The sequence below is a fragment of the uncultured Methylibium sp. genome (assembly GCF_902826655.1).
In the GTDB taxonomy this organism is placed as follows: Bacteria; Pseudomonadota; Gammaproteobacteria; order Burkholderiales; family Burkholderiaceae_C; genus Methylibium.
The window spans coordinates 1-17048 of record NZ_CADEFR010000034.1 but is presented as its reverse complement, the minus strand read 5'-3'; the positions used below and the strand labels follow the sequence as shown (position 1 = coordinate 17048).

General features: G+C 69.4%; 13 protein-coding genes, 1 tRNA gene and 1 pseudogene. 6 read left to right on the top strand and 9 right to left on the bottom strand.

Features of this window, described 5'->3' with window-relative positions:
- Positions 1–8: 8 nt before the first annotated feature.
- The 5 genes from pepF to hrpA form a co-directional block, all read right to left on the bottom strand.
- Positions 9–1877 (bottom strand): oligoendopeptidase F, encoded by a 1869-nt coding sequence (gene pepF / locus QZV97_RS13790; RefSeq protein ID WP_295643081.1) that lies wholly within the window; start codon positions 1875–1877, stop codon positions 9–11.
- Positions 1877–3019, bottom strand: a complete 1143-nt coding sequence (locus QZV97_RS13785) for an ABC transporter substrate-binding protein (protein WP_295643079.1) — start codon at positions 3017–3019, stop codon at positions 1877–1879. The genes pepF and QZV97_RS13785 overlap by 1 nt, the downstream gene beginning before the upstream one ends.
- Before the next feature lie 111 nt (positions 3020–3130).
- Positions 3131–3787 carry a hypothetical protein gene (locus QZV97_RS13780; RefSeq protein ID WP_295643076.1) on the bottom strand — a complete coding sequence of 219 codons (657 nt, stop codon included), beginning with the start codon at positions 3785–3787 and terminating at the stop codon, positions 3131–3133.
- 126 nt (positions 3788–3913) lie between these two features.
- Positions 3914–3990 (bottom strand) — tRNA-Pro (locus QZV97_RS13775).
- A gap of 18 nt (positions 3991–4008) precedes the next feature.
- On the bottom strand, positions 4009–7872 hold the full coding sequence (gene hrpA, locus QZV97_RS13770; RefSeq protein ID WP_295643073.1) for an ATP-dependent RNA helicase HrpA: 3864 nt from the start codon (positions 7870–7872) through the stop codon (positions 4009–4011).
- Between the two features lie 59 nt (positions 7873–7931).
- On the opposite strand from hrpA, the gene argA reads away from it, so the two are divergent.
- From argA to QZV97_RS13740, 6 genes are all read left to right on the top strand, one after another.
- Positions 7932–9272 (top strand): amino-acid N-acetyltransferase, encoded by a 1341-nt coding sequence (gene argA / locus QZV97_RS13765; RefSeq protein ID WP_295643070.1) that lies wholly within the window; start codon positions 7932–7934, stop codon positions 9270–9272.
- Positions 9273–9303: 31 nt separating this feature from the next.
- Positions 9304–9576, top strand: coding sequence for an oxidative damage protection protein (locus QZV97_RS13760; RefSeq protein ID WP_295643067.1), 273 nt, complete (start codon positions 9304–9306; stop codon positions 9574–9576).
- Between the two features lie 35 nt (positions 9577–9611).
- Positions 9612–11024, top strand: a complete 1413-nt coding sequence (locus QZV97_RS13755; protein ID WP_295643064.1) for a zinc finger-like domain-containing protein — start codon at positions 9612–9614, stop codon at positions 11022–11024.
- A gap of 90 nt (positions 11025–11114) precedes the next feature.
- The gene (locus QZV97_RS13750) at positions 11115–12161 is read left to right on the top strand and encodes a Fe(3+) ABC transporter substrate-binding protein (protein WP_295643061.1); all 1047 of its coding nucleotides are present in this window, start codon (positions 11115–11117) and stop codon (positions 12159–12161) included.
- 135 nt (positions 12162–12296) lie between these two features.
- Positions 12297–12641: an H-NS histone family protein gene (locus QZV97_RS13745; protein ID WP_295643058.1), complete on the top strand. Its 345-nt coding sequence runs from the start codon at positions 12297–12299 to the stop codon at positions 12639–12641.
- A gap of 62 nt (positions 12642–12703) precedes the next feature.
- Positions 12704–13027 carry a hypothetical protein gene (locus QZV97_RS13740; RefSeq protein ID WP_295643056.1) on the top strand — a complete coding sequence of 108 codons (324 nt, stop codon included), beginning with the start codon at positions 12704–12706 and terminating at the stop codon, positions 13025–13027.
- A 19-nt stretch (positions 13028–13046) separates the two neighbouring features.
- Here QZV97_RS13740 and QZV97_RS13735 read toward each other — a convergent pair whose 3' ends face one another.
- The 4 genes and pseudogenes from QZV97_RS13735 to QZV97_RS13720 form a co-directional block, all read right to left on the bottom strand.
- Complete coding sequence (locus QZV97_RS13735) at positions 13047–14000, bottom strand: nitronate monooxygenase family protein (RefSeq protein ID WP_295643052.1); 954 nt, start codon at positions 13998–14000, stop codon at positions 13047–13049.
- Positions 14000–15790 (bottom strand): acyl-CoA dehydrogenase, encoded by a 1791-nt coding sequence (locus tag QZV97_RS13730; protein WP_295643049.1) that lies wholly within the window; start codon positions 15788–15790, stop codon positions 14000–14002. Before QZV97_RS13730 ends, QZV97_RS13735 begins: the two co-directional genes overlap by 1 nt.
- Before the next feature lie 94 nt (positions 15791–15884).
- Positions 15885–16817: an FAD-binding protein gene (locus QZV97_RS13725; protein WP_295643046.1), complete on the bottom strand. Its 933-nt coding sequence runs from the start codon at positions 16815–16817 to the stop codon at positions 15885–15887.
- 1 nt (position 16818) lies between these two features.
- A pseudogene (locus tag QZV97_RS13720) lies at positions 16819–17048 on the bottom strand (electron transfer flavoprotein subunit beta/FixA family protein); the annotation flags it as partial.

The window sequence follows — 17048 nt, the reverse complement described above, 5'->3', positions numbered from 1 at the left end:
CGGCGCGCCTACTTGCCGCGCCGCTTCAGGATGCCCTCGATCTCGTCCATGATCGAGTTCATGCGCGCCACCAGCGCCTGGTAGGGCGCGGGCGTGGCGAGGTCGACGCCGGCCCGCTTCACCAGCTCGTACGGGTAGTCGGAGCCGCCGGCCTCCAGCAGGCCGAGGTAGCGCTCCACGGCGCCCGGCTCCCTGGCCGCGATGCGGCGCGCGAACAGCGAGCCCGCCGAGATCGACGTGGCGTACTGATACACGTAGAAGGCACGGTAGAAGTGCGGGATGTAGGCCCACTCCACGCAGTAGCTCGGCTCGATCGACATCACGCCCTGCGCCGTGCCGTGGTAGCGGTTGAGGATGTCGCAGTAGGTCCTGGTGAACTGCTCGCCGGTCATCGGCTCGCCGGCGTCGACGCGCGCATGGATCGCGCGCTCGAACTCGGCGAACATGGCCTGGCGGAAGAAGGTGCCGCGCAGGTTCTCGAGCGCCGAGCCGAGGTAGAGCAGGCGCTCGTCGTCGCCCTGGGCCGCGGCCAGCATGCGGTCGAGCAGCAGCTCCTCGTTGACGGTCGAGGCGATCTCGGCGATGAAGGTCGCGTAGTCGGCGGTGACGAAGGGCTGCTTGCGGTTGGCCAGGTGGCTGTGCATCGCGTGGCCCCACTCGTGCGCCAGCGTCGACACCGACTCGTAGTCGCCGTTGAAGTTCATCAGCACGTAGGGATGAACGTCGTAGGCGTAGCCCGCCATGTGCGCGCCGGACTGCTTGTTCGGCCGCGGGTAGGCGTCCATCCACCGGCCGTCGAAGCCCTTGCGCATCGCCTCGACGTAGGCCGTGCCGAGCGGCACGCTCGCCTCCAGCGTCAGCTGCTTGGCCGTGGCCAGCGAGAACGGCTTCTCGCCCTTCACCAGCGGCGGGTAGATGTCGGAGTAGCGCATCGGCGCCACGCCCAGCATCTTGGCGCGCAGGCGGAAGTAGCGATGCAGCGTCGGCAGGCTGCGGTTGCTCTCGGCGATCAGCGCCTCCATGATGCCGACCGGCAGGCGATCGACGTCGAGCGCGCGGGCCAGCGAGTCGGGATACCTGCGCACCTTGGCGTAGACCGCGTCCTCCTTCAGCTGGCTGTAGAGGGTCACGCCCATCGTGCGCTCGTAGGCCTTGAAGGCGCCGAAGAAGGCGTCCATCACGCGCTTGCGGTCGTCGGCATCGGGCGCGGCGCGGTACTTCGTGTAGGCCGAGGCGTCGAGCCGCACCGACTCGCCGGTCGACAGCCTGATCGTCGGCCACGGCAGGTCGGCGTTGGCGAGGATCTGGTACGAGCCCTGCCCCGCCCCATTCATCAGCGCGAACTGCGCGACCAGCTTCTCGCCGGCGTCGTCCAGCGTGTGCGGGGCGGCGCGCAGGATGCGGTCGAGCGGGTAGCGATGGATCGCCAGCTTCGGGTCCTGCTTGAGGAAGCGCTCGACCCGGGTCTTGCCGACGCGCAGCACCTCGGGGCCGACGAAGGCGAAGGCCTCGCCGATCTTCGCGCCGATCACGTCGGCCTTCTGCACCAGCGCCAGGCTCGCGGCCACGCCGGTGTCACCGGCCAGCTGCTCGGACGCGTAGACGTAGAGCCGGCCGTAGCGCTTGGCGATGTCGGCCTGCAGGTCCAGGCACTGCCGCAGCCGCGACGCGCCTGTGCCGAGCTGCCCCTTGCAGCGCGCGAAGTCGGCGAGCTGCCGGTCCAGCGTACCGGCATCGGCGTCCCACGCCGCCGCGCTGGGGTAGAGGTCGGCGAGGTTCCAGCGATCGGCCTCGGTCTCCTGCGCCGAGGCCCCCGAGCCGGCCAGCAGGGCGAGGACCAGCGCCGCGCACCGCCGCAGCGAAGGCCGGCGCGCCATCACTTGACGTACTTCCAGGCGCCGTTGTCGATCTTGACCATCACGCGCGAGCGCTGGTCCAGGCCGAGGTGGTCGGTCGCGCTCATGTTGAAGATGCCGTGCGCACCGGGCAGGTTGGCAGTCTTCTCCAGCGCATCGCGCAGGCTCGCGCGGAAGGCCTTGCTGCCGGGCTGGCCGGCCTTCAGCGCGGCCGGGACCGCCGCCTCGAGCAGCCGGAAGGCATCCCAGGCATGACCGCCGAAGGTCGATGCGCTGCCCTTGCCGTGCGCCGCCTCGTAGGCGCGCACGTAGGCCGTGGCGGACTTCTTCACCGGGTTGTCGGCCGGCAGCTGGTCGGCGACCAGCATCGGGCCGGCCGGCAGGAAGGTGCCTTCGCAGTCCTTGCCGCAGACGCGCAGGAAGTCGGCGTTGGCCACGCCGTGGGTCTGGTAGATCTGGCCCTTGTAGCCGCGCTCCTTGAGCGCCTTCTGCGGCAGCGCGGCCGGCGTGCCCGAGCCGCCGATCAGCACCGCGTCGGGGTTGGCCGCCATGATCTTGAGGATCTGGCCGGTGACGGCGATGTCGTTGCGGGCGAAGCGCTCGCTCGCCACGACCCTGAGCTTGCGCACTTCGGCGATGCCGGTGAACTCGCGCGCCCAGCCTTCGCCGTAGGCGTCGGCGAAGCCGATGTAGGCGACCGTCTGGACCTTGTTGTCGATCATGTGCTCGACGATCGCGGTCGACATCTGCGCATCGTTCTGCGGCGTCTTGAAGACCCAGCGGCGCTTGCCCTCGACCGGCTCGACGATGGCCTTGCTGGCCGCCATCGAGATCATCGGCGTCTCGCTCTCGGCCACCACGTCGATCATCGCCAGCGAGTTGGGCGTGATGGTCGAGCCGATGACGACGTCGACCTTGTCCTCGGTGACGAACTTGCGCGCGTTGCGCACCGCGGCCGTCGTGTCGGACGCGTCGTCGAGCACGATGTAGTTGACCTTCTGGCCGGCGATCGTGGTCGGCAGCAGCGCGAAGGTGTTGCGCTCGGGAATGCCGAGCGACGCCGCCGGCCCGGTGGCCGACACCGTGACGCCGACGTTGATGTCGGCGCGGGCGGCAGCGGACAGGCCCAGCAGCACGAGGGCGGCAAGCAGGGTGCGTTTCATCGGGGAAGTCTCCTTCGGCGTCGTTCGATGACTGACCGATCGGTCAGGGGCTGCCGCAGTCTAGCGGCGCGCCCGCGACGCGGGGCCTGGGGACTTTCCGTAGGCCCGGGCTCAGGGCAGATGCAGGGTCAGGCCGAAGAAGTGGCCGTCCCAGCCTTGCGGGTCGTAGCGTGCACTCAGGTCGACCGCGAGCCGCCGCGACACGACCCACCAGCGCGCACCGACGCGCTGGTACTCCGCGCCCTGGTCCGACCCGGTCCACTCGGCGAACAGCAGTGCCATGCGCGTCGGATGCCATTGCCCGACCAGCGTGGCGCGTTGCTGCACCGCCGGCGTGATCTCGCGGCCGACATCGACCTGCAGCGACCAGGCTTCGGTGGTGCGCAGCATCGCGCCGGCGGCCAGCAGCGCGCGCTCGGTGCGCACGCCCTGGCGCAGGTCGTCGCCGCGCCCGGTCCAGCCGAACTTGACGCTGCCCAGCACGTCCGACAGCAGCGAGCGCGAAGCCACCGACTCCACCTGCGCCCGCACCAGGCTGGGCCCGATGTGGTTGGGCGCAGGGCGCGGCGCCTCGACCCGCCAGCCCAGATGCTCCTTGCCGCAGGACTTGTGCAGCACCAGCTCGCGGTCGGCCGGCGCCTGCATCGCGAAGGGGTCGAGCTTGCAGGCCGGACGCGAGTCGGCCCAGCTTGCGCCGGCGAACGCCAGCCCCAGCACGATCGCTGACGCAAGGCGATGCCAGGACGGCAGGGCAGGACGTGGATACATGGCGGGGAAGCGGACTGGCTCGATCATCGGTCGACCGGCGCGGGAAGGACCGGCATGGCGCGGCGATACGGCTCGAGCAGTGATCGATTGCGCGGTCGCGCGTCACGTGGACGGCGTCGCCATCGATGGTCGGGGCGGCGGGATTCGAACTCGCGACCTCCTGCTCCCAAAGCAGATGCGCTACCAGGCTGCGCTACGCCCCGACTGAGCCGCGATTGTAGTCAGCGCTCCAGCTGCTCCCACGCTTTCTGCAGGCGCTTGACGCTCACCGGCTGCGGCGTGCGCAGTTCCTGGGCGAACAGGCTGACGCGCAACTCCTCCAGCAGCCAGCGGAACTCGTCGAGGCGCGTGTCGCCGGCGCCCTTCAGGTCGGCCACGCGCCGCAGGAAGCGCTGCTCCAGCGGCCGCAGTTCGGTCAGGCGCGCAGCGTCGCGGGCCGGGTCGGCACGCCACTTGTCCAGCCGCAGCGTGACGGCCTTCAGGTAGCGCGGCAGGTGCTGCAGCGCCGCCCAGGGCGTGTCGATCAGGAAGCGCCGCGGCACGAGCCGCGCGAGCTGGGCCGTCACGTCGTCGGCCACCTCTTTCGCAGGCCGGCTGTCCTTGAGCTTGCGCGCAGCGATGGCTTGTTCGGCCAGCACGGCGGCGGCCTGGCGGGCCACCTCCTGCGCGATCAGGTTGAGGCGTGCGCGGCCTTCGTCGAGGCGCTTCGCGAAGGCCGCCGCGTCGGTCGGCAGCGGCTCGGCGAGGAAGGCGCGATCCAGCGCCACGTCGACGATCTGCTGGCGCAGTTCCTCGGTCGATCCGCCCATCGCCATGTAGGCCACGGCCATGCGCGTCAGGTCGGGGACGTTCTTCTCCAGGTACTTCAGCGGTTCCTTCAGCTGCAGCGCGACCAGGCGCCGCAGGCCGGCGCGGTGTTTGAGGGCGGCGACCGCGGGCTCGTCGAAGACCTCGATCTCGACCTGCGTGCCCTTGTCGATCAGGGCCGGAAAGCCCACCAGACTCTGCGCGCCACGCTGGATCTCCATCAGCTCGGGCAGCTCGCCGAAGGTCCAGGCGGTGTAGCCCTGGGCCGGCATCGTCGGCGCCGCGACGGCAACGCCGGGCACGCGCCCGGGCTTCGCTTCGGGGGCGGCCGGGGCCGGCGCCAGCTTCAGCGCGGCCAGCGCCTGGAAGGCCGATCGCGCCTGGCCGCCGAGCTCGGCCTTCAAGGTCGGCAGGTGCCGGCCCATGCCGAGCTGGCGGCCATCGTCGCCGACGACGCGAAAGTTCATGAACAGGTGCGGCGGCAGCGTCTCGAGCTTGAAGTCGTTGCGCTGCACGGCGATCTGGGTGCGCTCGCGCACGGCCTTCAGCAGCGCGTCCATCAGCGCGCCCTGCGCGAACGGCGTCAGCTCGCAGAACTCGGCCGCGTAATCGGGCAGCGGCACCAGCCGCGAGCGCGGGCGCTGGTGCAGGCTCTTCACCAGGGCCAGCACCTTGTCGCGCAGGAGGCCGGGCACCAGCCATTCGCAGCGTTCCTCGTTCACCTGGTTCAGCGCATAGATCGGCACGGTGACGGTGAGGCCGTCCTTCGCATCGCCGGGCTCGTGCAGGTAGGTCACCGCACAGTCGATGCCGCCGAGGCGGATGGTCTTCGGGAAGGCCGCGGTCGTGATGCCCGCGGCCTCGTGGCGCATCAGCTCGTCCTTGCTGAGCATCAGCAGCTTCGGCTGGCGCTTGATCTCGTCGCGGACCCAGCGCTCGAGACTCGCGCCGGAGTGCACGTCCTTCGGCAACTGCTGGTCGTAGAAGGCGTAGATCAGTTCGTCGTCCACCAGCACGTCCTGGCGACGCGACTTGTGCTCCAGCTCCTCGACCTGTGCGATCAGCTTCGCGTTGTGAGCGACGAAAGCCAGCTTCGTCTCCCACTCGCCGTTCACCAGCGCCTCGCGGATGAAGATCTCGCGTGCTGCGGCCGGGTCGACGTTGCCGAAGTTCACGCGTCTGTTGTTGTAGACGACGATGCCGTACAGCGTGGCGCGCTCCAGCGCGACGACCTCGGCGGCCTTCTTCTCCCAGTGCGGCTCGAGCAGCTGCTTCTTGAGCAGGTGCCCGGCCACGCCGGGGATCCACTGAGGCTCGATCGCCGCCAGCGCACGGCCGAACAGCCGCGTGGTCTCGACCAGCTCGGCGGCGATCAGCCAGCGGCCAGGCTTCTTGCTGAGGTGCGCCCCCGGGTGGCGCCAGAACTTGATGCCGCGCGCGCCGAGGTACCAGTCCTCGTCGTCGCTCTTGCAGCCGACATTGCCCAGCAGGCCGGCCAGCATCGCCAGGTGCACCTGCTCGTAGGTGGCCGGGCTGCCGTTCAGGCGCCAGCCATGCTCGGCGACGACGGTGTGCAGCTGCGAGTGGATGTCGCGCCACTCGCGCACGCGGCGCGGGCTGACGAAGTGATCGCGCAGGCGTTGTTCCTGCTGCCTGTTGCTGAGGCGCGGCGTATCGGTCCTGGCGCCGGCGTGGCCGTGGACGCCTCGGCCTTCCTCGAGCCACTTCCACAGCTTCAGATAGCCCATGAACTCCGACTTCTCGTCGTCGAAGAGCTTGTGCTTCTGGTCGGCGGCCTGCTGCTGCTCGAGCGGGCGGTCGCGCACGTCCTGCACGCTCAAGGCGCTGGCGATCACCAGCACCTCGGCGAGCGCCTGGCGGTCGCGCGCCGCGAGGATCATGCGGCCGACGCGCGGGTCGAGCGGCAGCTTGGCCAGCTCGATGCCGATGGCCGTGAGCTCGTTGTCGTCGTCGGTCGCGCCCAGCTCGTTCAGCAGCGCGTAGCCGTCGGCGATGGCCTTGTTGGGCGGCGGCTCGAGAAACGGGAACTGCTCGACCGTGCCCAAGCCCAGCGCCTTCATGCGCAGGATCACGCCGGCCAGCGAGCTGCGCAGGATCTCGGGGTCGGTGAAGCGCGGACGAGCAGCGAAGTCCTTCTCGTCGTAGAGCCGGATGCAGATGCCGTCGGCGACGCGGCCGCAGCGCCCGGCGCGCTGGTTGGCGGCCGCCTGGCTGACGGGCTCGACCTGCAGCTGCTCGACCTTGTTGCGGTAGCTGTAGCGCTTGACGCGCGCGGTGCCGGCGTCGACGACGTAGCGGATGCCCGGCACCGTCAGCGAGGTCTCGGCGACATTGGTCGCGAGCACGATGCGGCGGCCGTTGCCAGTCTGGAACACACGATCCTGCTCCTCCTGCGACAGCCGCGCGAACAGCGGCAGGATGTCGGGCTGCGGACCGCCGCGGTGTTGCTGGAGGAGGTGCTTGCGCAGGTGGTCGGCGGCCTCGCGGATCTCGCGCTCGCCCGGCAGGAAGACGAGGATGTCGCCGGAGCCTTCGCGCCAGAGTTCGTCGACGGCGTCGGCGATGGCGTCGTTCAGGTCATGCTCACGCGACTCCTCGAACGCGCGCCAGCGCTGCTCGACCGGGAACAAGCGCCCGCTGACCTGGATCACCGGCGCCGGCCCGAGCTTGCCTTCGAAGTGCTTCGCAAAGCGGTCCGCATCGATCGTCGCCGAGGTCACGACGATCTTCAGGTCCGGCCGCCGCGGCAGGATCTGCTTCAGGTGGCCCAGCAGGAAGTCGATGTTCAGGCTGCGCTCGTGCGCCTCGTCGACGATGATCGTGTCGTAGGCCTTCAGCAGCGGGTCGGTCTGCGTCTCGGCGAGCAGGATGCCGTCGGTCATCAGCTTGACCGAGGCACTCGGCGTCAGCCGGTCCTGGAAGCGGACCTTGTAGCCGACCACCTCGCCGAGCGGGGTGTTCAGCTCTTCCGCGATGCGCTTGGCGACCGAGCTGGCGGCGATGCGGCGCGGCTGCGTGTGACCGATCAGCCGCCCGCGCTCGCCGGGCCGGGCGTTGGCCCTGCCGCGGCCGAGCGCCAGCATCAGCTTCGGCAGCTGGGTGGTCTTGCCCGAGCCGGTCTCGCCGCAGACGATGACCACCTGGTGTGCCTGCACCGCCCGCGCGATCTCGTCGCGCCGGGCCGAGACCGGCAGCGATTCTGGGAAGGTGATGGGAGGCAGCGGCCGCGCGGCGGTCGCGGCAGGGGGCGCGTTCACGAGGCGCGCATTATCCGGCGGACCCTGCGGCACAATCTCTCCCGCATCGCCGAGCCCCCATGGACTTCGTCTTCCCCCACACCTTCGTCCCCTGGTTCCGCTCGGTCGCGCCGTACATTCACGCCTACCGCGGCAAGACCTTCGTGGTGGCGATCGCCGGCGAGCTGATCGCGGCCGGCAAGCTGAGCCAGTTCGTGCAGGACATGGCGATCCTGCATGCGATGGGCATCAAGCTGGTGCTGGTGCACGGCTTCCGGCCCCAGGTGAGCGAACAGCTGCGCGCCAAGGGCCACCCCGAGCGATTCAGCCACGGCCTGCGCATCACCGACGCGGTGGCGCTGGATTGCGCCCAGGAGGCCGCCGGCCAGCTGCGCTTCGAGATCGAGGCCGCGTTCTCGCAGGGCCTGCCGAACACGCCGATGGCCAATGCGACGGTGCGCGTCGTGTCGGGCAATTTCCTGACCGCGCGGCCGGTGGGCATCGTCGACGGCGTCGACTTCATGCAGAGCGGCCTGGTGCGCAAGGTCGACGCCGCGGCCATCCGCAAGGCGATCGACATCGGCGCGGTGGTGCTGCTGTCGCCCTTCGGCTTCTCGCCGACCGGCGAGGCCTTCAACCTGACGATGGAAGACGTGGCGACCAGCACCGCGATCGCGCTGCAGGCCGACAAGCTGCTGTTCCTGACCGAGGTGCCGGGCATCCGCGAAACCCCCGGCGACCCCGAAAGCCCGATCGACACCGAGCTCGCGCTGGCGGACGCGAAGCGCCTGCTCGCCGCCCTGCCGGGCCCGACGCAGCCCACGGATACCGCGTTCTACCTGCGCCATTGCATCAAGGCCTGCGAGGGTGGCGTCGAGCGCTCGCACATCCTGCCGTTCGCGGTGGACGGCGCGCTGCTGACCGAGGTCTACACCCACGACGGCATCGGCACGATGGTCGTCGACGAAAAGCTCGAGAGCTTGCGCGAGGCCACCGCCGACGACATCGGCGGCATCCTGCAGCTGATCGAGCCCTTCGAGCGCGACGGCACGCTGGTCAAGCGCGACCGCACCGAGATCGAACGCGACATCGGCCACTACACGGTGATCGAGCACGACGGCGTCATCTTCGGTTGCGCCGCGCTCTACCCCTACCCCGAGGCGCGCACCGGCGAGATGGCGGCGCTGACGGTGAGCCAGAACGTGCAGGGCCAGGGCGACGGCGAACGCATCCTCAAGCGCATCGAGCAGCGGGCCAAGGCGCAAGGGCTCGACAGCATCTTCGTGCTGACGACGCGCACGATGCACTGGTTCATCAAGCGGGGCTTCCAGCAGGTCGATGCCGACTGGCTGCCCGAAGCGCGCAAGCGGAAGTACAACTGGGACCGGCGCTCGCAGGTGCTGGTCAAGAAGCTCGGTTGAGCTTCATCCCGACGATCCTGGAGAGACAGCGATGAGCCGTACCGTGAACTGCGTGATGCTGAAGAAGGAGGCCGAGGGCCTCGACCGGCCGGTCTACCCGGGCCCGCTGGGCCAGCGCATCTGGGACAACGTCAGCAAGGAGGCCTGGGCCGCCTGGCTGAAGCACCAGACCATGCTGGTCAACGAGAACCGGCTCAACCTGGCCGATGCCCGCGCGCGGCAGTACCTCGCCCGCCAGATGGAGAACTACTTCTTCGGCGACGGCGCCGAGAAGCCGGCGGGCTACGTACCGCCGGCGGCCTGAGCGCAGGGGAAGCGCCGACGACGGAGCAGGGACCGATGAACGCCACCGAGATGCTGGTCGATTCGGTCCACCGGCAGATCGTGGCCAAGGTCGAGCCGATGACCCGGTTCGATCGCTCGTCGTTCCGGATCGAGAGTTCGCAGACCGCGGCGCTCGCCGTCGTGGCGCATGAGCGGCATGACGTGGCGTTCCGGCTGGAGTTCGAGGCCGCCAACGGCAAGCTCCCGTCCGACGCCAAGGCGCTATCCAGCGACGAAGCGGTGCGCAGCCACATGGAGGACTGCCTCGCGACCGCCGAGGAGGAGTTGCCGCAGCGCCTGCGGGCGTGGCACGAGGATCAGGCCTCGGCATCGGGTTCGCCGCTCCTCGCGCTCCACTGCTACCGCCCACCCGGCACGTACGGATCACAGACGCGCTGCGACAAGTGCGCAGGCACCGGCAAGATCGAATGCCACTGGTGCCGCGGACGCGGCCGTCGCGACGACGGGATGTGCAACTACTGCATGGGGGTCGGCGACTCGGGCTGCGACCCTTGCGGCAAGACCGGCTACCGCCACCGGCTCGCCAGACTGCGCTGCACCGTGGAATCGAAGTTCCGCCTCGAACTGCCGGAGACGGCCGACAGCGTCCGCCGCGGCCTGCAGGCGGTCGCCAAGCTGCAGCAGCTCTCCGACCTGGCCCCGGTCGGCTTGCGCGAAGTCTCGTTCGGCGCCGCGCGCGTGGAGCGCGAGTTTCGCGCCACGCTGCCGGTGATCCAGGTCGACGTCGTCGCTGCCGGCGAGCGCTTCGTGGTGCACGGCGCCGGCGTGCAGGGCCGGGTGTTCGACTTCGAGAACATCGTCGGCAAGCTGCTGCAAGGCGATCTCGAGCGACTCGAGCAGGCGCTGAAGACCGCCCCGCGCTGGCCGTCGAGAGCGCTGGCCGCGCTCGACGCCGCGCTGGGCGCGTTCCTGAGTTCCGGCGTGAACGAGTCGATCGGCCAGATCGACCCGAGGAAGACCGCGGCCGTCGAAGCCTATGCGCGGAACCGCTTGCGTGGCGCGGCATCGGTCGACTACGCCGTCCGCGCAGCCAGGGCAGTGAGGGCGGCGGCATCCAGGGTCTACCAGAGCGCCGTGCTGCTGCCGCTGGCGACGACCTTGATCGTGCTCGTGCCGTGCTGCGTGCTGCTGATCGCGAGCTTGGTGGACATGCTCAAACACGCCGCCCCCTTGGCAGGACTCGCCGCGGCTTGCGTTGGCGTGGCCGGCGCCGAACTCTGGGCCCGTTTCCGGCTCGGGCGCCGCTTCGACGCCGAGGTAGCGTCCCGGCTCGACCGCGTCCTCCTGTCGACCTGGACCCTGTGGGCGTGGCGCGCGGCACTCCTGATCGCAGCGATCGCCGCGGTGATGCCGTGGCTGTACGTCATCGTCTTCCTGGTCGACCTCACCGGCCCTCGACGGCCTTGACCGGCCGTCTGGCGCTGGTTCTCGGCAAAGCGGACGAGAATCATTCTCGTTCCGCCTATACTCCGCGCGTCTTCGATGCAAGGAGTCCGCATGCTTTCCCTTCGTTCGATCCGGCGCGCCACCGTGGCCGCCGTCGGCCTGCTGGCCGGCTTCAGCGCCCTCGCCCAGGAGCAGGTGCTCAACCTCTACTCGGCCCGCCACTACCAGACCGACGAGGCGCTGTACGCCGACTTCACCAAGGCGACCGGCATCAGGATCAATCGCGTCGATGCCGACGACGCCGGCATCCTGGCGCGCCTGCGCAGCGAAGGCGCTTCCAGCCCGGCCGACGTGATCCTGCTGGTCGACGCCGCGCGCCTGTGGCGCGCCGAGGCCGAGGGGCTGTTCCAGCCCTTGAAGTCCGCCACCCTGGAAGCGCGCATCCCCGCCAAGCTGCGCGGCAAGGACAGCGGGTCGGGCTCGCAGTGGTTCGGCTATTCGACGCGCGCGCGGGTCGTCGTCTACAACAAGATGTCGGTCAAGCGCGAGGACGTCGACACCTACGAGGAACTGGCCGACCCGAAGAACAAGGGCAAGGTCTGCACCCGTTCCGGCTCGCACCCTTACAACCTGTCCCTGTTCGGCGCGATGTACGAGCACCTCGGTGCGGCCGGCGCCGAAACCTGGCTCAAGGGCGTGGTCGCCAACATGGCGCGCGAACCCAAGGGTGGCGACACCGACCAGATCAAGGCCGTGGCCAGCGGCGAATGCGGCATCGGCCTGACCAATACCTATTACCTCGCCCGCATGCTGCGCTCGGACAAACCCGAGGACCGTGCCGTCGTGGAAAAGGTCGCCGTCGTGTTCCCCAACCAGAACAGCTGGGGCACCCACGTGAACATCGCCGGCGGCGCCATCGCCAGGAACGCGAAGAACCGGGATGCCGCCGTCAAGTTCCTCGAGTATCTGGCCAGCGATCCCGCCCAGGCCTATTTCGCGAACGGCAACAACGAATACCCTGCGGTGCCGAGCGTGAAGCTTGCCAATCCGGCGCTCGACGCGATGGGACCGTTCAAGGCCGAGTTGATTCCGATCTCGGTGGTCGGCGCCAACTCGGTGGCAGTCCAGCAGATACTGGACCGCGTCGGCTACAAGTAATATTTGCAGGGCTCGCACGAAACCCGGCCACGGCCGGGTTTTCTCTTGGGCTGTCGCATCTGGATATTCGGCGGGGCGACCTAGAATCTCTTCGGCACTTCGACCACCCGATCGATAACCGGAGGAGATCCCAGGATGGCCAGCTACCAGGACCTGATGGCACAGAAGGCGGCGCTCGAGAAGCAGGCCGCCGCGCTGACCCAGCAGATCGAGACCGCGCGCCGCAGTGAACACACGGCCGCCGTCGCCAAGATCAAGGCCTTGATGGCCGAACACGGCGTGACGCTGGCCGAACTGGGCAACAAGGCGACCGGGCGCCCCGGCACGAAGAAGAGCAAGGGCACGACGGCCGGCCGCAAGGTCGCTGCCAAGTACCGCAATGCCGCCACCGGCGACAGCTGGAGCGGTCGAGGCCTTCAGCCCAACTGGCTCAAGGCGGCCCTGGCCAGCGGCCGCAAGCTCGACGACTTCGCGGTCTGAGACGGCACGATCGCCAGCATTTCCGGCGATCGTCGGGCGTGATTGCGCCCGACACTGGGCGCATGCAGCGCCACGTCATCGTCATTCGCCCCGACGCGCCGGCCAAGCCGGCGCCGGGTGCGGCCTGCAACGGCTGCGGCGTGTGCTGCCTCGCCGAGCCCTGCCCGGCGGCCATGCTGCTGACGCTGCGGCGACGCGGCGCCTGCCGCCTGCTCGAGTGGAGCGACGCGCAGCGACGCTATCGCTGCGGACTGCTGACCGGTGCGCGGCGCCCGGGCGGGCCGGCGATCTGGGCCCGCTGGCTGCAGCGGCGCGCCAGCCGCTGGATCGCGGCCGGCAGCGGCTGCGACGCCCACCTCGAGGTCGAAGCGGCAGCGCCCGGCTAGCGACGGCGCGTCGGTCGACTCAAGCCGCGACGCGCGATCGGGCCGACTGATATTCGCGGCGCAGCCGCTCGATCAGCTCGCGCGCCGGCACGATCTGCTTGACCGCGCCAATGCCCTGGCCGCAGCCCCAGATGTCCTTCCAGGCCTTCTTGGCGCCGTCGCCGCCGAAGTTCATCTTGCTCGGATCGCTCTCGGGCAGGTTGTCCGGGTCGAGTCCGGCGTTGCGGATCGACGGCTTGAGGTAGTTGCCGTGCACGCCGGTGAAGAGGTTGGAGTACACGATGTCATCGCTGCTGCTCTCGACGATGGCCTGCTTGTAGGCATCGGCGGCGCGCGCCTCGTCGGTGGCGATGAAGGCCGAACCGATGTACGCGAAGTCGGCCCCCATCGCCTGCGCCGCCAGCACGGCGCCGCCGTGGGCGATCGCACCGCTGAGCGCCACGGGTCCGTCGAACCATTCGCGGATCTCCTGGATCAACGCGAACGGACTCTTCACGCCCGCGTGGCCGCCGGCGCCCGCGGCCACGGCGATCAGGCCGTCGGCGCCCTTCTCGATCGCCTTCTTCGCGAAGGCGTTGTTGATGATGTCGTGCAGCACGACGCCGCCCCAGGCATGCACTGCATCGTTGACGTCGGTGCGCGCGCCGAGCGAGGTGATGATGATCGGCACCTTGTACTTGGCGCAGACCTGCATGTCGTGCTCGAGCCGGTCGTTGCTCTTGTGGACGATCTGGTTGATCGCGAACGGCGCGGACGGCCGCTCCGGATGGGCCTTGTCGTAGGCCGCGAGCGTCTCGGTGATCTCGGCCAGCCACTCGTCCAGTTGCTCGGCCGGTCGGGCGTTGAGCGAGGGCATCGCGCCGACGACGCCGGCCTTGCACTGCTCGATCACCAGCTTGGGGTTGCTGATGATGAACAGCGGCGAGCCGATGATCGGCAGCGGCAGGTTCTGCAGGACACGGGGCAGCGGCATCAGAAGGCCTCCAGGGCGAGGGCGGTCACGGACTCGCCGCCCTCGAGAATGCTGTCACGCAGGCCGGGCACGCGCGCCAGGATGTGTTCGGCGTAGAAGCGCGCCGTGGTGATCTTCGCGTTCATGAAGGCGGCATCCTCGCCGGCGGCGACCCGATCCTCGGCGGCCATCAGCGCGCGCGCCATCTGCCAGCCGGCCATCACGTTGCCGGCCAGCATCAGATAGGGCACCGAGCCGGCGAACACGGCGTTGGGGCTGGCCTTGGTCTGGCCGGCGACGAAGTCGACGACCTGCTCGAAGGCCTCGCGCGCGGCCTTCAGGCGCCTCAGCATCGCGCGGGCCGCGACGCTCGGGCGATCGGACAACTGGGCCTCCGTGGCCGCGATCTGCTTCGCGATCGCCTTGGCGGTGCTGCCGCCGTCGCGCGCGGTCTTGCGGCCGACCAGGTCGTTGGCCTGGATTGCGGTCGTGCCCTCGTAGATGGTCAGGATCTTGGCGTCGCGGTAGTGCTGGGCGGCGCCGGTCTCCTCGATGAAGCCCATGCCGCCATGCACCTGCACGCCCAGCGAGGTGGCGTCCAGGCTCATCTCGGTGCTGTAGCCCTTGACCAGCGGCACCATGAACTCGTAGAAGGCCTGGTGCTGCCTGCGCTGCTCGGCGTCCGGGTGGGCGTGCGCGGCGTCGAAGGCCGCAGCGGCGACGATCGCCATCGCGCGACAGCCTTCGGTCTGCGCGCGCATCGTCATCAGCATGCGCTTCACGTCGGGGTGGTGGATGATCGCCGCGCTGCCGGGCAAGGAGCCATCGACCGGGCGGCTCTGCACGCGGTCCTTCGCGTAGGCCACGGCCTGCTGGTAGGCGCGCTCGGCGACCGCGATGCCCTGCACGCCGACCGCGTAGCGCGCGGCATTCATCATGATGAACATGTACTCGAGGCCGCGGTTTTCCTGGCCCACGAGGTAGCCGACCGCTCCGCCGTGGTCGCCGTATTGCAAGACGGCGGTCGGGCTGGCCTTGATGCCGAGCTTGTGCTCGATGCTGACGCAGTGCACGTCGTTGCGCGCGCCGAGGCTGCCGTCGCCGTTCACCATGAACTTCGGCACGATGAACAGCGAGATGCCCTTCACGCCCTCGGGCGCACCGGCCACGCGCGCCAGCACCATGTGCACGATGTTGTCGGCCATGTCGTGCTCGCCGTAGGTGATGAAGATCTTGGTGCCGAAGATCTTGTAGCTGCCGTCGGCCTGCGGCTCGGCGCGCGTGCGCACCAGCGCGAGGTCGCTGCCGGCCTGCGGCTCGGTCAGGTTCATCGTGCCGGTCCACTCGCCGGAGATCATCTTCGGGATCCAGGTCTGCTGCTGCTCGTTCGTGCCGGCCGTCAGCAGCGCCTCGATCGCGCCGTCGGTCAGCAGCGGGCACAGCGCGAAGCTGAGGTTCGCACTGTTGATCATCTCGATGCAGGCCGCGCCGATGGTCTTGGGCAAGCCCTGGCCGCCGAAGTCCACCGGGTGCTGCAGCCCCTGCCAGCCGCCGTCGGCGAAGGCGCGGAAGGCCTCCTTGAAGCCCGGCGTGGTCGTGACCCGGCCGTCCTTGAAGGACGACGGCTGCTGGTCACCCGCCCAGTTGAGCGGCGACACGACGCCTTCGTTGAACTTGGCGCACTCCTCGAGCACCGCCTGTGCGGTCTCCAGACCGGCGTCCTCGAAGCCGGGCAGCGTCGCGACCTCGTCGAGGCCGGCGAGCGCCTGCATGCAGAACAGCATGTCTTTCACGGGGGCCTGGTAGCTCATGGTGGGTCTCCTGCTTGTCTCTTGTTCTGCGCGAAAGAAAGCGCCTGGACGCGGTGACGTCGAGGCGCTTGGGGAAGTCGGTTCGCTGATGCGATCAGAGCTGCTTGACCAGCTCCGGCACCGCCTCGAACAGATCGGCCTCGAGGCCGTAGTCGGCGACGCTGAAGATCGGCGCTTCCGCGTCCTTGTTGATCGCGACGATGACCTTGCTGTCCTTCATGCCGGCGAGGTGCTGGATCGCGCCGCTGATGCCGGCCGCGATGTAGAGCTGCGGCGCGACGATCTTGCCGGTCTGGCCGACCTGCCAGTCGTTGGGCGCGTAGCCCGCGTCGACCGCGGCCCGGCTCGCGCCCAGCGCAGCGCCCAGCTTGTCGGCCAGCGGCGTCAGGACCTCGGCGAACTTGTCGCTGCTGCCGAGTGCGCGACCGCCGGAGACGATGATCTTCGCCGCGGTGAGCTCGGGCCGGTCGTTCTTGGCGATCTCGTTGCCGAGGAACTTCGACGCGCCGGCATCGGCGACCGGAGCGATGCTCTCGACCGCCGCCGAGCCGCCGCTCGCGGCCGCCGGATCGAAGCCGGTGGTGCGCACGGTGATGACCTTGGTGGCGTCCAGGCTCTGCACGGTGGCGATGGCGTTGCCGGCGTAGATCGGGCGCTCGAAGGTGTCGGCGCCGAGGACCTTGCTGGCGTCGGAGATCTGAGCCACGTCGAGCAACGCGGCCAGCCGCGGCGCGACGTTCTTGCCCGAAGCCGTGGCCGGGAACAGCAGGTGGCTGTAGCCGGACGCGACCGCCAGGACCTGCGAGGCGACGTTCTCGGCGAGACCATGCTCGAAGCCCGGGGCATCGGCATGCAGCACCTTGGCCACACCGGCGATCTGCGCGGCCGCCTGCGCGGCCGCAGCCGCGCCGTGGCCGGCCACCAGCACGTGCACGTCGCCGCCGCAGGCCAGCGCGGCGGTCACGGTGTTGAGCGTGGCGCCCTTGATCGAGTTGTTGTCGTGTTCGGCAATGACGAGTGCGGCCATGTCAGATCACCTTTGCTTCGTTCTTGAGCTTGGCCACCAGCGTGGCGACATCGGGCACCTTTACGCCGGCGCCGCGCTTCGGTGGCTCGCTGACCTTGAGGGTCTTGATGCGCGGCGCGACGTCGACTCCGAGATCCGCAGGCTTCAGCACCTCGAGCGGCTTCTTCTTCGCCTTCATGATGTTGGGCAGCGTGACGTAGCGCGGCTCGTTCAGGCGCAGGTCGGTCGTGA

Bases quoted from the DNA above. Each gene is read 5' to 3' on its own strand.
- QZV97_RS13780 (WP_295643076.1), bottom strand. From the start codon at position 3,787: ATGTATCCACGTCCTGCCCTGCCGTCCTGGCATCGCCTTGCGTCAGCG.
- QZV97_RS13725 (WP_295643046.1), bottom strand. From the start codon at position 16,817: ATGGCCGCACTCGTCATTGCCGAACACGACAACAACTCGATCAAGGGC.
- QZV97_RS13745 (WP_295643058.1), top strand. From the start codon at position 12,297: ATGGCCAGCTACCAGGACCTGATGGCACAGAAGGCGGCGCTCGAGAAG.
- pepF (WP_295643081.1), bottom strand. From the start codon at position 1,877: ATGGCGCGCCGGCCTTCGCTGCGGCGGTGCGCGGCGCTGGTCCTCGCC.
- QZV97_RS13750 (WP_295643061.1), top strand. From the start codon at position 11,115: ATGCTTTCCCTTCGTTCGATCCGGCGCGCCACCGTGGCCGCCGTCGGC.
- QZV97_RS13735 (WP_295643052.1), bottom strand. From the start codon at position 14,000: ATGCCGCTGCCCCGTGTCCTGCAGAACCTGCCGCTGCCGATCATCGGC.
- QZV97_RS13740 (WP_295643056.1), top strand. From the start codon at position 12,704: ATGCAGCGCCACGTCATCGTCATTCGCCCCGACGCGCCGGCCAAGCCG.
- QZV97_RS13785 (WP_295643079.1), bottom strand. From the start codon at position 3,019: ATGAAACGCACCCTGCTTGCCGCCCTCGTGCTGCTGGGCCTGTCCGCT.
- QZV97_RS13730 (WP_295643049.1), bottom strand. From the start codon at position 15,790: ATGAGCTACCAGGCCCCCGTGAAAGACATGCTGTTCTGCATGCAGGCG.
- QZV97_RS13760 (WP_295643067.1), top strand. From the start codon at position 9,304: ATGAGCCGTACCGTGAACTGCGTGATGCTGAAGAAGGAGGCCGAGGGC.
- QZV97_RS13755 (WP_295643064.1), top strand. From the start codon at position 9,612: ATGAACGCCACCGAGATGCTGGTCGATTCGGTCCACCGGCAGATCGTG.
- argA (WP_295643070.1), top strand. From the start codon at position 7,932: ATGGACTTCGTCTTCCCCCACACCTTCGTCCCCTGGTTCCGCTCGGTC.